The 15898-nt window shown below is 68.3% G+C and carries 3 protein-coding genes; 1 reads left to right on the top strand and 2 read right to left on the bottom strand.

What is annotated here, in order from left to right; all coding sequences use genetic code 11:
• Window positions 1-245 precede the first annotated feature (245 nt).
• The gene (locus tag A5787_RS19805; protein WP_066970062.1) at window positions 246-1427 is read left to right on the top strand and encodes a permease; all 1182 of its coding nucleotides are present in this window, start codon (window positions 246-248) and stop codon (window positions 1425-1427) included.
• Here A5787_RS19805 and A5787_RS19810 read toward each other — a convergent pair.
• Window positions 1415-8731: a beta-ketoacyl synthase N-terminal-like domain-containing protein gene (locus A5787_RS19810; protein ID WP_066970063.1), complete on the bottom strand. Its 7317-nt coding sequence runs from the start codon at window positions 8729-8731 to the stop codon at window positions 1415-1417. The two genes, A5787_RS19805 and A5787_RS19810, sit on opposite strands and share 13 nt — an antisense overlap.
• A 23-nt stretch (window positions 8732-8754) precedes the next feature.
• Window positions 8755-15564, bottom strand: a complete 6810-nt coding sequence (locus A5787_RS19815) for a type I polyketide synthase (protein WP_082977334.1) — start codon at window positions 15562-15564, stop codon at window positions 8755-8757.
• Window positions 15565-15898 lie beyond the last annotated feature (334 nt).

The raw sequence follows: 15898 nt of genomic DNA on the forward strand, positions 1-15898 counted from the left end.
GGTAAACCCGCCCGTCGCGAGTGAAATCCATAGATTTTGCCCGTTCACGCAATGCCGCGGGCCCAGCCGCCGCGCGGGGTTCGTCAGTCCATATTCTTTTGCCCGGTCCCCGCACCGATTGTGGAGCCATTCTAGGGACAACGGCGGCCCAACCCCGGAAAACGGCCCTCTCCACCCTTGACGCATACCCCATGGGGGTATAGTTTACTGACGGCGCGGCCCGAGCAACCGAAGGGGAGGACTCAATGAGGGCGCTGGCAGCGGTCGGCCATGCCTTGGGGCTGGCGGGGTCGATGACGTGGGAAATCCTGTGGGCGCTGATACTCGGCTTCGCCCTGTCGGCGGTGGTGCAGGCCGTGGTGCGGCGCTCGACGATCGTGTCCCTGCTGGGCGACGACCGGCCGCGCACGCTGGCGGTGGCGGCCGGGCTGGGAGCGGCCTCGTCGTCGTGCTCGTACGCCGCGGTCGCCCTGGCGCGTTCACTGTTCCGCAAAGGCGCCAACTTCACCGCCGCGATGGCGTTCGAGATCGGCTCCACCAACCTCGTGGTGGAGTTGGGCATCATCCTGGCCCTGCTGATGGGCTGGCAGTTCACGGCCGCGGAATTCGTGGGCGGCCCGCTGATGATCGTGGTGCTCGCCGTCCTGTTCCGGCTGTTCGTGCGGTCCCGGCTGGTCGACGCCGCCCGCGAGCAGGCCGAGCGCGGCATCGCCGGCTCCATGGAAGGCCATGCCGCCATGGACATGTCGATCCATAAAGAGGGCTCGTTTTGGCGGCGGCTGCTGTCCCCGCAGGGTTTCACCTCGGTCTCGCACGTGTTCGTGATGGAATGGTTGGCGATTCTGCGCGACCTCGTCCTGGGCCTGCTGATCGCGGGTGCCATCGCGGCGTGGGTGCCCGAAAGCTTTTGGCGGATCTTCTTTTTGACCGATCATCCGGTCTGGTCGGCGTTGTGGGGTCCGCTCGTGGGACCGATCGTCGCGATCGTGTCGTTCGTCTGCTCGATCGGCAACGTGCCGCTGGCCGCGGTGCTGTGGAACGGGGGCATCAGCTTCGGCGGCGTCATCGCCTTCATCTACGCCGACCTGCTGATCCTGCCGATCCTGAACATCTACCGCAAGTACTACGGCACCAGGATGATGCTGACGCTGCTCGGCACCTTCTACGCCGCGATGGTCGCCGCCGGCTATCTCGTCGAATTGCTCTTCGGCACAATGGGTCTCATACCAACACAGCGCAACGCCACGGTGATGGAGGCGTCGATCTCCTGGAACTACACCACTTGGCTCAATATCGCCTTCCTGGTCGTCGCGGCGATACTCATCGTGCGATTCGTCACCTCGGGCGGCGTCCCGATGCTACGGATGATGGGCGGCTCGCCCGCCCCGGCCGATGGCGATCATGATCACAGCCATCAATGCGACTGACCGCTGTGGCGCAGGGTTGACCGGGCCGCCATCCATTCGTCATTGCTGATCGTGCTTCGCCAGTCCGCCGGCAGGGCATCCAGGGCGTCCTCGATGCAATCCCAGATCGACTCGAGGGGGGACGCGCCCGGGGCGGCAGCGGCAATCCGGTCCTCCACAGCGTAATTCGGCTCATGTGGCACGTCGCTGAACGGGGCGAGCGCGTTGATCGCGTCCATGACGCGGCGTCGGCGTTCGGCGTACGGCCACGCCGCCAACTCGTCGGGCATGATGGGCCGGCCGAAGATATAGTCCTGCGCGGCGTGCCGGTAGGGAACCTCAAGCTTTCCCTGCACCGGTTCCTCCGGCAGACCCCCCGCGAAGTACAGCGGCACGATGGGCAGTGCCGCGTCGATCGCCAGGTCCAGCAGCGTCGAGGTGAGCTTCTCGACGCGCTGGCCGGAGCGCAGGTACCGGGTTCCGTCGGCGTGCACCATGGTCGACGCGCCGTGGGCGGCGACGTCGCGCTTGATCTCTTCGACCAGGCTCAGGAACTGCTCGGGGTTTCGCTGGTCGAAGTATCGGTTGCTGGTCGGCTTTCCGTTGGCCGTGGCGTCCGCCAGCCGCGTGAGGGCGCCGACCCAGCGGGTTTCGTGCTTGGCGTGCGCGATCGTCACGACCTTCGTGTCGGTCAGCCACGACGCGATCGACGTGCCCAGAATCGACTCGACCTGGACCTGGTGGTTGGCCAGCAGCAACACCGGCCTGCCCCGAACCGCCGCCGTCGCAGCGGGATCGGTGACGATGACGTGCCTGACGTAGCGCGACAGCAAGGCCCAGTGCAGCAGGTCGGCGAACCCGCCCGGCTGCAGCCCCTGCCAGTCCGTCGACCAGCTGCGCACCGGTTGCCAGTCCGTCTGCAGCGACGCGCTCACCCGACACGCGCCGGGCGTTTGCTCGACCTCGACCGAGATGCGCTCGAGTGGCAGCGCCGGGCAACTCACCTGCCCGCCGACGACGCGGACCTGCGATGGGTGTATCGCGCCGTGGGCGGCGTCTGCGACGGCTTCTTTGATCGCGATGTCGGCGATCAGCGAATCACCTTGGCTCTGCGAGTCATACACCGCACGCAACGTGCCCTTGAACCAGTCCTGGGTCGCGGCCCGTGCGGAATCGAGGGTGACCACCCCGCGGCCCAGCCGGTCGCTCAAGACCATCCCGGGCACCGCGCGCCGCTCCGCCATGAAAGCGTGTCGCTCCCGGCCGCCGACCTGGACGAGATGCCCCTTCTCCAAGAGGAATTCGACGACGCGGAGGTAGGCCCACGGCTTGCCCGCGGCGTTGAGCCACAGATCGACGATCGGCATGCGGGCGCCGGCGTCGGTGTCGTCGTCGAACCCGACGAAGCGGGCCTCGACGTCCACCGTCCCCTGCGTCGGGGGGTCGCTGTAGAACCGCGCCCACATCACGCGACGGGGAAAGCCGACCAGCCGGTCCGCCGCGTCCACGTGCGAGGCGACATCCGTTTTGTCCGTGGTCCATACGTTCATCGCGGTGTGGGGAACGATGTGGAACGCACCGTCGAGCAGTCCCGGGTGCTGCTGACCCACCGGAACCTTGCACCGCTCGACCGCGAGCGTCCCGGACGAGCCGTTGCGGCCTATCCGGGCGCCGTCCATCAGGGTTGCGAACGCGGGTCCGTGGAACACGGTGCCGTCGTAGGGATTGGCGTAGGGAACCGCGTCGCGCAACGGGGCGGGAGTTGACGGTTCGCCCGCGTAGCGGTCCGCGGTGGCGACCACGGCCTGCGCATGCGTCTCCCAGCGCGACAGTTCGGCTCTGGGCGCGTCTCGCCATACCTCCAGGCGGCCCGTGAAGCGGTCCGGCGCAACGGGTTCAAGCACCACCCGCACGCGCGTCGGCGAATCGACGACGACCCAGCGAACCAGCTGCAGGTCGGTGATTTCGACCACCTTGGCCGCGCCGGCCGCCTGGCTGGCCGCCTGCGCGAACAGGTCCAGCACCGACATCATCGGCAGCGAGGGGATGACATACGTCGGGCAGTGGTCGGCGACCCAGGTGTCCCGGGCGGGATCGATGGTTGTCTCCACCGTGGTCGCCGAGGCCTCGACGGGTGTCGTGTCCGGTGCGGCACCTGTGATGCGCATGCCCAGGTCGGTTGCGCTGTAGATCCGTATTCCGTCGCACCACAGGGAGGCATCGGCCACGGCCAACGTGCCGCCGTCCTCGCGCGCGACGCGGGTGAGCTCCACCTCCGCGGTGATCTGCTTGTTCGTGGGCACGATCTGGCCGCGATACCGCCACGTGATCGCGTGGTCGAGCGCGACCGGCTCGAAGCGCGCCGACGGCCCCGCCGCTTCGCCGAACCCGAGATCGAGCATCGCGAATTGTAGAAGCTGCAAGAGCATTTCGATGCCCAGCGATCCGGGTTGCACCGGATCGCGGTAGAAGTGCGCCTTGAAATACCATTCGGCGGGGTTGATGTCCTTGACGGCCCGCCACCGGCCCAGGCCGGCGCCGCCGGCGGTCGGCCACCGGCCGGTGACCCGGTCGATCATCAACAGCATCGGGTCGGCCAGCCGGGCGCCCGGACCAAAGAACTTGTCCGGGCGGGTGCCCAGGTCGATGACCGGCGCGTCGCACCCGAGCTCCAACTGGGCACGCTGTTCCGCGCTGACGGGAAGCCCCACCTGCTGCTGCAGCGCTTCGAGCCGAAAGTATCCGAACACCGTGTCGAACGTGTAGACGATTCCGTCGTCCGCGCAGATTTCGCCGTCGAAGCTGACGATGATGGTTCCGCCGGCCTGGGCGACGCTCTTCAGCACGGCCTTGATGCGCAACGTCCCGGTCGCCGGCGTGATCTCGCGGTGCTGTGTCCCCGTCCCGTCGAGGTTGCGGAAGAACAGGTCCACGTCGAAGTCCAGTGGGCAACCGGCATAGGCGCCCAGCCACCCGCAGGGCTGCAGCGCGATCTCCATGAGGACCGCGTTGGGCATCGTCTGCTTCGCGTTCGATCCCTTGTTCTCCGCGAAATACCAAGCGTCGCTGGGAACGTCGTACTCGGCCACCACTTGCGCGCCGGGCTTGGCCACGCCGAGCTCACCCACCACCTCGGTGACCCGCGACATGAAGTGGTAGGGCGGACCAGGCAGCCTGGCAACCCTGCGGTCCGTGTCGAACTTCTGATAGAGGGGGCCGACCGCCAGGGAAGGCTTGGCGATTGCGCAGGCGAGCATCGCGGTGTAGTCGAACTTGACGCCGTGCCCTTCGTCGACAGGCTTGGGTTCGACGTAACCGTCCAGCTCTTTGACACCCATATCCATCGGGCAGCCGGGCGAAAGCCGCAGTCCCATCCGGCGGCAGTGGAAGGCCGGCAGTCCGTCGACCGTACACAGCAGGTCCGCGAACACCGTGGGCTCCGGTCCGGCGATGACCTCCCGCACGAACACCTCGTAAACCAGCTCGCGTGACTGCGGCGTCACCTGACCGCGGCACACCAGCTTGTAGGTCTCGAACGGCACGGGTTCAAAACGCCACCCGTCGCAATCCAGGGTCATGCCCAGACCGGTCATGTAGACGGCCATCGTCTGCATCGTCGCCTCGTACATGAGTGTGCCCGGCATGCAGGGATCGTTCTTGAAATGACCGTTGAAGAACCACGTGTCGGGGCTCACGTGGGCAACCGCGCGCAAATAGCCCCTGCCCCAAGGCCCGCCGGAGAAATCCAGGTGGGTCACCTCATCGACGAACAGCATGTCGCCGCCCGCGATGCTCGGCGTGCGGGTGTGGCTGGCCGCGCGCTCGAAGCCGTCGCCGAACGTGTGCCAGATGTCGCCGGACGCCATCGCCTCGAGGTCGGCGCGCCGCAAAGAGGTACGCGCCGTTCGTGCCCGCGTCGACTCCATCGGCCCGCTGACAGTCTCGTCCTCGGGGCGCCAGAGGATCCCGCCCGACGCCGCCAGCTCCTCCTCGGAGAAGAACCCGGCCTGGCCGTTGCGCATGGACATCCGCTCGACGCCGTCGATCGTGCAGTCGTAGTGGAAGAAGAACATCCGGATGTCGCCCTGGCTGGCGTGGCCGTCGACATGGATGTCGAAGCGCAGCGTGTCGCCGATCTCGGGCAGGCCACCCAGGTAGGTCACCTCGCAGCCCAGCAGGCGATAGACCCGCTCCCCTTTATTCGCGAAGTCGGCGCCCATCCAGGAGATGAGCATGAGGTCGGCCTGCCCGGCTTCGATCATGATTCCGGCCGGCATCCGACCTCGATGCAGCCACCACGCGTCGGCGGTGACATCGGTTTCGGTCCAAAGGGTTCCGGTACCGTGCTTGCCCGGCTCGGCGTCGATGCCCAGCAGGCGATCCGCCAGCAACAGCGGAGGTTCCGGCATCCGCACCTGCCGTGCGTAGTTGTCTTGCACCGCGAACGCCGGTCCGTAGATGTCGGAGATCTTGCCCGAGGCGTGCACGCGCAGGCCGTGCTTGTCCAGGGCGAGGCCCACCGGCGTGCGCTTGATCGTCGGCGTGGGCAGCGGTTTGTCGGCGGGCCGGGCGGGCTGCGTCGCCCGGTAGGCGCCGCCGCCGGGCAGATAGTCAACGTCGGTGTGGCTCTGCGCTTTGAGGCCGTTCGTCGGCGGGGTCGGCGGCTGCGCCGCGTGCGTCCCGGCCGCGCCGTCACCGTTGCGGACCTCGAGCGCATGACCGATCGACAGCGGCTGCGGCGGCGTCTGGCCGAGCAGGGCTGAGCCCAGGGGGACCCGCGCCAACGCGTCGGTGGTTTTGGGCAGAGCCGGCGGAACGGGCAGGTGGGTTGGCATGGGCTGCTCCAGTCGGGGGGTGTCGCCATTGGTAGCCGCGGCCACAACGTGACTCGGCAGCCGAACGGCGGGCGGGTGAGCCGGAAAGTGCAACCGGGCGGGTTTCCCCGTACGGGGTGCGGGCCGCAACACAGCGTCGAGCGCATCGGCGTCGCGGCGTTCGGGCGCCGTAGGCGCGAGGACGATTTGCTGTTGCTGGCCACCGAGCGCGGTGAGCGAGACGACGACGGAACGCTTTTCGGACGCCCACGGCGCGCCATCGGGAGATATGCCCAAGAAGCCGTACAGCGCGCCGGCGGCGACGTGCAGCAGTCCCGATGCGGCGTGGGCGTGGCCCAGTAGCGGCGTGAGGTTCAACGCGCCGGGTGCGGTTCCCACGTGCAGGCACTCCCCGCGCGGCTCGTGATCGGCCGGCAGGGTGGCCAGAATCGTGTCGCCGTCACGGCGTGCGTCGGCGGCGCGTTTGAGCACAACCACGACGGCGGCGTCGCCGGGTGTCTGCTCGCCCGGTCCGAGCAACGCGCGCGCCGACGCTTCGTGCACCGGTTCGCAGCTGAGATCCACCGCACCGACCACGGCGGCGTCGACTTCGCCGCGCCGCAGTTCACGGGCGGCCATCTCCAGCGCGGTGGTGCCGGAGAGCTCTTCCCGCGATACCGTGAAACTTGGCCCCCGCAGGTCGAATTGCCTGTTCAGTCTGTTGGCGAGGATGTTCGGCATCGCTCCGACGACGCCGGCGGGCGTCCACGGTGGCGCGACCTCGTCGCGCGCCGCCGCCAGTTGGACCGGGTCATCGATGTCGTCGGCCAACCGCCACCGCAATCCCAGCCGGGTGATCTCGGTGTCACACCCCATCCCGACGATGACGCTCGTTCTGTCCGGCGGCAGGCGGCCGATCACCGTTTCGATGTTGACGGCCGCCCCCAGCAGGGCCAGTTGCTGGGGCAGCGTCTGTTTGAGATCGGTTGGGGGAAAGCGCGTTTGCGTGACGTCGAGGCAGATCTCGGTCATCCGCGCCCTGCGGGTGCCGTCGGGGTGGCGGCTCGGGATCGGTTCGGAGCTTTTCAGATGCTCTGCGACCGAGGCGGTGTCGTCGTCGCCCACCAGCAGGCTGAGACCCACGATGGCAATGTCGTCCTCGCCGATGCGCCCGGTGGCCGGGAATTTCGGCGGGGTGTGGCGCTCGGCGGCGGGGTCGATCCACTCTTCGAGGAGCAGGTGAGCGTTGTTGCCGCCGAAACCGAAGTTGTTGATCGCAGCGCGGCGGGGTCCGACGCACGCCCAGGATTCGGCCTCGGTGAGCAGGCGGAACGGGGAGTCGGCGAGGAAGGGCAACGGATCATCGGCGTGCAGCGTCGGGGGACGGATGCCCGCGCGCATCGCCGCGAGCACCTTGATCGCTCCCGCGGCGCCGGATGCCGTGATCGAGTGCCCCAGATTGGATTTCAGTGATCCGATGGGTATGTTCGCCATCCCATCGAAGATGCACGCCATGCTCATCAGCTCGGTCAGGTCGCCGCGCGAAGTTCCCGTCGCATGGCACTCGATGAGTGAGACGTCCTGCGGCTCCAGCTCGGCCATCTCATAGGCGAGCCGCATCGCCCGCTCCTGGCCCTGCTGCGAGGGCACCAGCGGCCCCTGGCCCCGGCCGTCGTTGCTGAGGCCGACCGCCCGGATCACGCCCAGTATCGCGTCGGCGTCGGCGATCGCGTCTTCGAGCCTCCTGAGCACCAGAATCGCCGCGCCCTCGGCGGGCACCAATCCGTCCGCGCCACGGTGGAAGGGTCGCGACCGTCCGCTGCGGCTCAAGGCCTGTAGCGCGCTGAAGCCGACGTGCAGGAGTAGGTCGCTGGCGCCGTTCACGCCTCCCGCCACCATCACATCCGCGGTGCCGTCGTGCAACCGGTCGCACGCCAGCTTGATCGCGTACAGCGAGGAGGCGCACGCGGCGTCCAGCGCGGTGGCACCCCCGGTCAACCCGAGCGCGTTGGCCACGACATGGGCCGGGAGCCCGGACATGAAGCGGTTACGCCAATCGAACCCGTGTTCGGCACCGCGCCAGACGTTTTGGGCCACGTCGGTCATCGATTTCGTCGGGTAGCTCAAGTTGCCGAGCACGACCCCGGCCGAGCCCGGGACTTCACCGGGGCGCCAGCCCGCGCTCTCCAGCGCTTGCCGGGCCGCCTCGACGGCCCACAGGCACAGCGGATCGAGACCCTGGAACTGATCGGCGCTCAGCAGGAAGCAGGCGGGATCGAAGATCTCGTGGAAGCCGCGGACGTATCCGCCGCGGTCCGACCAGGCGTGGTCGAGGAACGAGTCGTTGGTCTGGTCCCCGATGATGTGCGCTGCCGACACACCCCAGTAGCCGGGTTGCGGTGAGCCGAGCACATCTCGGCCGTCGTGCACGGTCTGCCATAACTCGCCGGGGCTCAGGCCGCCGGGCAGGACGCAGCCCTGGCCGACGATCGCAATGGGCTCAAACTTCACGGGGGCTCCGCGGCATCGTCGAATCAGCCGCCGTAGGGGTACAACTCGAGTCGCTTGAGGCTGGCGACCACGCGGTTTTCGGCGTCCACCAGGTCCAGGTCGCACACGGCCCGGTTGGTCGTGGCATCGCCGTTGCTGAGCACGCACCGCAATCCGTCGCCCAGTGCCCCGGGTCGGTACCGCACGACCTCGCCCACCCGCAGCGGCAGCACGGTGCGGCCGAGCTGTTCGAAGCCCCACACGAGTGCCGCCTGCAGGCAGCCGTCGAGCGCCGCCGGATCCGTCGCCCAGCCTTCGCCGCGCCAGCCCGCCGTTGTCAGGCCGTGCAGGGCTGCCGTCGCGGAGCTGGCCGCGCACTCCACGCCCCCGAGGACCTGGAACGCCGGGCCGTGGAAGAGCGCGTCGCCGAAGTAGCAGGCGTCCCGGTCCAGCCGGCGGCCGCCGGGCGGCGCCGTCGGGGCGGCCGGCGCAACCCTTGCGGCCCAGCCCATTTCGACCGTCGCGCAGTAGTATGCCGTCGATCCCGAGCCGTTGGACAATGTGCAGGTCAGCCGGTGCGGCTGCTCCTGGACCGGCGCGCAGCGCACCAGCAGCGGGTCACCATGTTCTTCGAAGTCCTGCAGCGTGACGCCGCGAAGCACCTTGAGGTCGACAACCCGATCCACGCGGTGCCCGGGCCGGCAGGCTTCGGCCATTCGCACGAACCACTCCAGGACCTGCACGAGGGGTAGCACGACCTTGCCCTGGACGCGGTGATCGAGCAAGTAAGCCTGCCGGGTCGCCTGCGCCACCACACGAGCGGTCCGGCCCTCGGCGGGCACCGGATGTGTTGGGAGGCCGGCCAATACGCCGTCGCCGAGGGTCACCTCGGGAGTCGGGGTTCCCGCGTCCAGTACGTCGGAGACGAACGCCCTCGCGCCCTGCCCGAGCGGGATCAACGAGATGCCCCGCGACTCGAACATCGCCTTCAGGCCCGGCGTGACCATGCCGGAATCCCACGGCCCCCAACCCAAGGCCCGCACCAGGCAGGCCGGGCCGCGGCGGGCCTGCTCGGCCAGGGCGACCTTGTTGAGGATCTCGTTGGCCATGGCGTAGTCGCTTTGGCCGACGTTGCCGCTGCGCGCGGCCACCGACGAGAACAGGCAGATCACCTTCAGCGGATCGGCGGCCGTCGCGTCCAGCAACGCGCCGAGCCCGCCCACCTTCGTCTCGAAGACGCGGTCGAATCCGTCCAGAGTCTTCTTGTGCAGCGGCGCGTCGGCCAAAACACCGGCGCCGTGCACCAATCCGGTGATGGGCCCGAATTCGGTTCGCACATCCTCGAGTAGCGCGCCGAGCGCGGCCGCGTCGCGGACGTCGGTGGCGGCGTAGCGAACCCGTGAACCGGTGGCGGTCACGGCGGCGAGCGTCGCGCGCACCTCGCGATCGGCGAGGATGCGCTGCACCTGCTGCTCCAGCTGTTTGGGTGTGGGCTTGAGCCCCTGTGCCGCAGCGCTACCGAGTAGCGCACGCTTGAGCTCGGCGTCGGTGGTCAGGCCGCGCGCCTCGGGCGGTTCGTCGGACAGTTCGGTGCGCCCCAGCAGGACGAAGCTCGCCTGCGTCTTTTCCGCCAGGGCGATCACCGACGCGGCGGTGACGCCGCGAGCCCCGCCCGACACGACGATGACGTCGCCGCGATCGACGCGACGCGTGTGGGTGGTCACCTGCCTCGCGTCGGCGACGACCGTGATCCGGCCGTGCGCGCTACCCAGACCGACCTCTAATTCCGCGCCGCCGGCCACTAACTCCTGAGCGAGGTGCTCGGCGACGGTGGCCGGGGACTGCTGGTCAACCGCGATGTCGATCGCTTTGATCTGCGCCTGGGGCCACTCCTGGGCGGCCGTCTTGGCCAGTGCCGCGATGCCGCCGGCCCAGGCGCGCGGCCCGGGGTCGGTGAGCAGGCCGAAGGTGCCGCCGGTGTCCTGGACGGTGACGAAGACACCGCCGTGTTCGGCGAATTTCGCCGCGACGCGGTGCGCGTGGGCGAAAGCCGTTCGGTTCACGGCCACCGTGTCGTCGCGGGTAGCCGTGCGCCGCAGGCCACCGAGGTGGATCACCGCCTGGGCATCCGCGCTCGGCTCGGTCGTGATCGTGGCGCTGACGCCGTGCGTGCGCAGGATTGCCGCCAGCGCGTCGGCCGTCGCGTGCTGGTCGTCCTGCGTTGTGACGATCTCCACGACGTTGGCGGTGTGCAGACCCGGCATCCCCATCCCGCTGGCCGGAGCGGGGATCGCACGCACCGCATAGCGCGCGATCCCCGCTCCGGCTACGTCAAAAGGGAGGCGATCACCTGCCCCGGCCGGGCGGCTGGTCAGGCCGTGCAAGTAGTCGATGATCTCCTGCAGCGTGCCCAGGGTCGCCATGGTCGAGGTCTCCACCTCGGGCAGGGCCGGGATCCGTTGCTGGACTGCGGAAAGGATCTCGACCCGCTTGATCGAATCGATCCCCAGATCGGCCTCCAGCGCCATCGACAGATCCAGCATCTCCACCGGATAGCCGGTCTTTTCGGCGACCACCTCGAGCAGCTGCGTCACCAGCTCGCCGCCGGCCACCGCGCCCGGCGGCGCCGCGGTCCCGTTGTGGCGCAGCACGGTGCCGTTGTGCGCGGCAGCGCCGTTATGGGCCGTGGCGCCGGTCAGGCCCTGCAGGTAATCGATGATCTCCTGCAGCGTGCCCAGGGTCGCCATCGTCGAGGTCTCCACCTCGGGCAGGCTCGGGATTCGCTGCTGCACCGCGGAGAGGATCTCGACCCGCTTGATCGAGTCGATACCCAGATCGGCCTCCAACGCCATCGACAGATCCAGCATCTCCACCGGATAGCCGGTCTTCTCGGCGACCACCTCGAGCAGCTGCGTCACCAACTCACCGCCGGCAACCGTCCCGTCAAGGGTGGCTGCCGCGCCATTGTGTGTCGCGGGGGCGCTCAGGCCCTGCAGGTAATCGGTGATCTCCCGTAGCGTGCCCAGGGCTGCCATGGTCGAGGTCTCCACCTCGGGCAGGCTCGGGATCCGCTGCTGCACCGCGGAGAGGATCTCGACCCGCTTGATCGAATCGATACCCAGATCGGCCTCCAACGCCATCGACAGATCCAGCATCTCCACGGGGTAGCCGGTTTTATCGGCAACCACCTCGAGCATCTCGGTCACCAACTGCGTGCCGGCGACCGAAACCGCCGCCGGCGCAGGCGCATTGACGGGAGCCGCCGGCACCACCGGTGCCGCGGTCCCGTTGTGGGCCGGTGCGGTTCCGTTGTGTCTCGCCGGGCCGGTCAGGCCCTGCAGGTAATCGATGATCTCCTGCAGCGTGCCCAGGGTCGCCATCGTCGAGGTCTCCACCTCGGGCAGGCTCGGGATCCGCTGCTGCACCGCGGAGAGGATCTCGACCCGCTTGATCGAGTCGATACCCAGGTCGGCCTCCAGCGCCATCGACAGATCCAGCATCTCGACCGGGTAGCCGGTCTTGTCCGCGACCACCTCGAGCATCCCGGTCACCAAGTGCGTGTCGGCGAGCGAAACGGCCACCGGCGCAACCACGGCGTGCGCCGTGCCGTTATGACCGGCCGCGGCGCCGTTGGGGACGGCCGGGGCCGCCGGCGGTGTGGGCAGCAACGGTTTTCCGTTGGGGATCACCGACGGCGCTGCGGGCGGCGCAGCCACCGCGGCCCTCGACACGAGACCTTCTAACAGTCCTTGCAAATGGTCGACGGTTTCCCGCAACGTTGTGACCGCTGCGACCATCTCGGCTATCACGTCGGCACCCACCTCGGGCGCGGCCGAGGACGTCACGGGGGCGGGCGGCGCGGCGATCACCGCGGTGATAGACGTACCGTGCTGGGCGCCATCACCATTGAGCGCCGCCGGCGCCGGGGGCTCGACGGGCGGTGTCGCCGCGTTCACGTGGGCGACGGGCCTGATTGGTTCTGCTGGCGCCAATGTGGGCTCCGATTCGAAGGTGGGGCGAACGGGTTGGTCGCTTGCCGGTGGGCGTCCGTAGTTGGATCCGTTGATCTTGAGGGTCAGCTTTGGCTGGCGACGAGTACGAGGATCGTCACCGGGGCGGTAATCGGCCCAGAGTCGCTCGAAATTCATCGGGACACCGGCGGCCACCAGTTGGGCCAGGCCATTCCACAGCGATCGAATACCGTTCGTGTGCTTGGCATCCAGGGCCACCGCGGAGTGCTCCTGGTCCGCCAGGCACTTGCCGACGAGGTTTGTCAGCACGCCGCCGGGGCCCACCTCGACGAACGTGCGTGCGCCGGCCTGCCACATCGCCTGAATCTGTTCGGCGAACCGCACGGGCTGAGCGATCTGGTTGGCAAGCGTGGCCCGCATCTGGCCAGCGTCGGAGGCGTAGGGCTGCGCTGTCGCGTTGGCGTAGACCGGCACCTCGGGCGTGCGGAACGGGATGCCCGCCAGGAACGACGCGAACGGGACCGCCGCCGGGCTGACGATGTCGGAATGAAAGGCGGTGGCGACGCCGAGGCGCCGCGCGGTGATGCCCGCGTCGCTAAATCGTTGTGCAGCATCGTCGATGGCCGCGCTCTCGCCCGAGAGCACGAACTGATCGGGGGCGTTGTGATTGGCGACCGACACCGCAAGCCCGCCCTCCGCAATCAGCTTGCGGACCCATTCCAACGGTGCGGCCACCGCGCACATCGCGCCGTCGCTGTTGACCGCCGCCTCGGCCATTAGCGCACCACGTGCGCGTGCGATCAGCAGGGTCACCTCTTCGCTGAAAACACCAGCGGCACACAGCGCGCTGACTTCACCGAAGCTGTGCCCGCCGACGGCGACCGGCGCGACGCCAAGAGCACGGATCACCGCCAGCAGACTCAGGCTGTGCGCGCCGATACCCGGCTGCGCCCACTCGGTCCTCGTCAATTCGGCCGCCTGCTGCGCGCGCTCGTCGTCGGTGAACGCCGAGCGCGGCCAAACCACCTGGTGCAGGTCGCGATCGGCGTTCAAGAGCTCGGCGGAGGCAACTTCCCACGGCGCCAGCGCCGGCTCGTAGAGCTGCGGCAGGTCGGCGCCCATGCCGGGGTACTGGCTACCCTGTCCCGGAAACAGCAGGGCGACCGGCCCGGGCCGTCGTGCCGAATAGTGGTAGCCCCGTGGTGAACTGAACGACACCGCCAAATCGGGTGCTGTCAGCTTCGCCGCGAGTTCGTCAAGCTTGGCGCGCAAGTCCGAGACGCCGTCGGCGACGACCGCAAGGCGGTGCGGCTGCGCGGCGTCGTAGGCGGATTGCGTGCTCCGTGCGATGAAGCTCAGCATGTCGTCGCTGTCGACGAGTGACGCGGCGAGACGAGCGGCCTGTTCGGAGAGCGCCGCGGCGGAGGGGGCGCCGAGCACTACCAGTTCGGAGTCCCAGGACCGGTATCGCCACGCTCGCTTTCCGGTACCCGTGTACTCCTCGACGGTGACGTGAAAGTTGGTGCCGCCGAAGCCGAACGAGCTGACCGAGGCGCGCCGCGGGACGCCGTTGGCGGCGACCCACGGCTTCGCCTGCGTCGGGAGGTAGAACGGTGACTTCTCTATGTCGAGGGCGGGGTTGGGCCGATCGACCTTGATGGTTGGTGGCAACGTCTTGTGGTGCAGCGCCAGCACGGTCTTGAACAGGCCGCAGGCACCCGCGGCGCCTTTGGTGTGGCCGACCTGGGATTTGACCGAGCCGAGCGCGCACCACTGCCGGTCCGGACGACCCGAGGAGTCGAACACCTCTCGCAGCGCGGTGAACTCGGCGGCATCGCCGGCCTTGGTTCCGGTGCCATGGGCTTCCACCAGCCCAACGGTTTCGGGGCCGTAGCCGGCCGCGGCGTAGGCGCGGCGAAGGGCTTTGGCCTGGCCGGCCGGACTTGGCGCATAGATGCTCTTGGCGCGGCCATCCGAGGACGTACCGATGCCGCGGATGACGGCGTAGATCCGGTCACCATCGCGCTCGGCGTCGTCGAGGCGCTTGAGCGCGAGCATCGCCAGCCCCTCGCCCAGCATGGTGCCGTCCGATTGGTCGGAGAAGGGGCGGCAGTCGCCGGTGGGTGACAGCGCGGTGACTTTGGCGAAGCACATGAACATCAAGATGTCGTTGAAGGCATCGACTCCGCCCGCGATCACCATGTCCGCTTCACCGAGATACAGCTCGTGCAGCCCGACCTCGAGCGCGGCCAGGGAGCTCGCACAGGCCGCGTCGATGACACAGTTCGTACCGCCCAGGTCGAAGCGGTTGGCGATTCGCCCGGCGATCACGTTGCCGAGAAGTCCGGGAAACGTGTTCTCCTGCCACGGCGTATAGCCGGACGCGACGCTCTCACTGAATGCCGCGACCTCGCGTTCGGAGAGACCGGCGGCGCGAAGCCCCCGCTCCCACACCGGCCGGTGCAGGCTGCCGCCCATGTAGTTGGTCATCTCGGTGCCGCCGGATGCGCCCAAAACCACGCTGACGCGCTCGCGATCGATATGTGAGAAATCGCCGCCCGCCATGTCCTCCAAAACTTGCTGCGCGACTCTGAGCCCAAGCAATTGTGCGGTGTCGGTCGCCGGCAAAATATTCGGTGGAATTCCGAAATCCATCGGCGAGAAGTCGATATCGGGCAAGAATCCGCCGCGGCGGGCATAAACCTTGTCTTGGGCGCCGGGAGCGGGATCGTAGTAGTCGTCAATGCTCCAGTGCGACGCGGGAATGTCGGAGAACAGGTCGACGCCCCCGACGATGTTGCGCCAGAAGCGCTCGGCTTCGGGAGAACCGGGAAAGAGCGCGCTCACGCCGACAACGGCAACAGGAGGATGCTTGGATACCACCAGTCTCCTTCGCGTCGCTTACACGTACCGCACGGCGTGTCAACCCGGGTCGCGAAGACTGACCGTTACGATTTATCGGATTGATCAGCCAAGACGGGTCGAACGCTCGCCGGACGATACCAGAGCATAGGCGGTCGTATTGACGGATTGTCAATAACCCTCGACTGGTCTTAGGGCGACCTTAGGGACCGGCAGGCAGTCGCCCACCGGCGGTGCGTCAATTGTGCGTTAGCAGGACAGCGCGCAAGCAGCAATAACTACCGGCAGGTAATATTTGCCGCGCGGCCACCATTCGGCACCCGCACATTATTGCGGGGCGAACGCGAGTCGAGTG

Source organism: Mycobacterium sp. 852002-50816_SCH5313054-b (genome assembly GCF_001667185.1).
In the GTDB taxonomy this organism is placed as follows: Bacteria; Actinomycetota; Actinomycetes; order Mycobacteriales; family Mycobacteriaceae; genus Mycobacterium.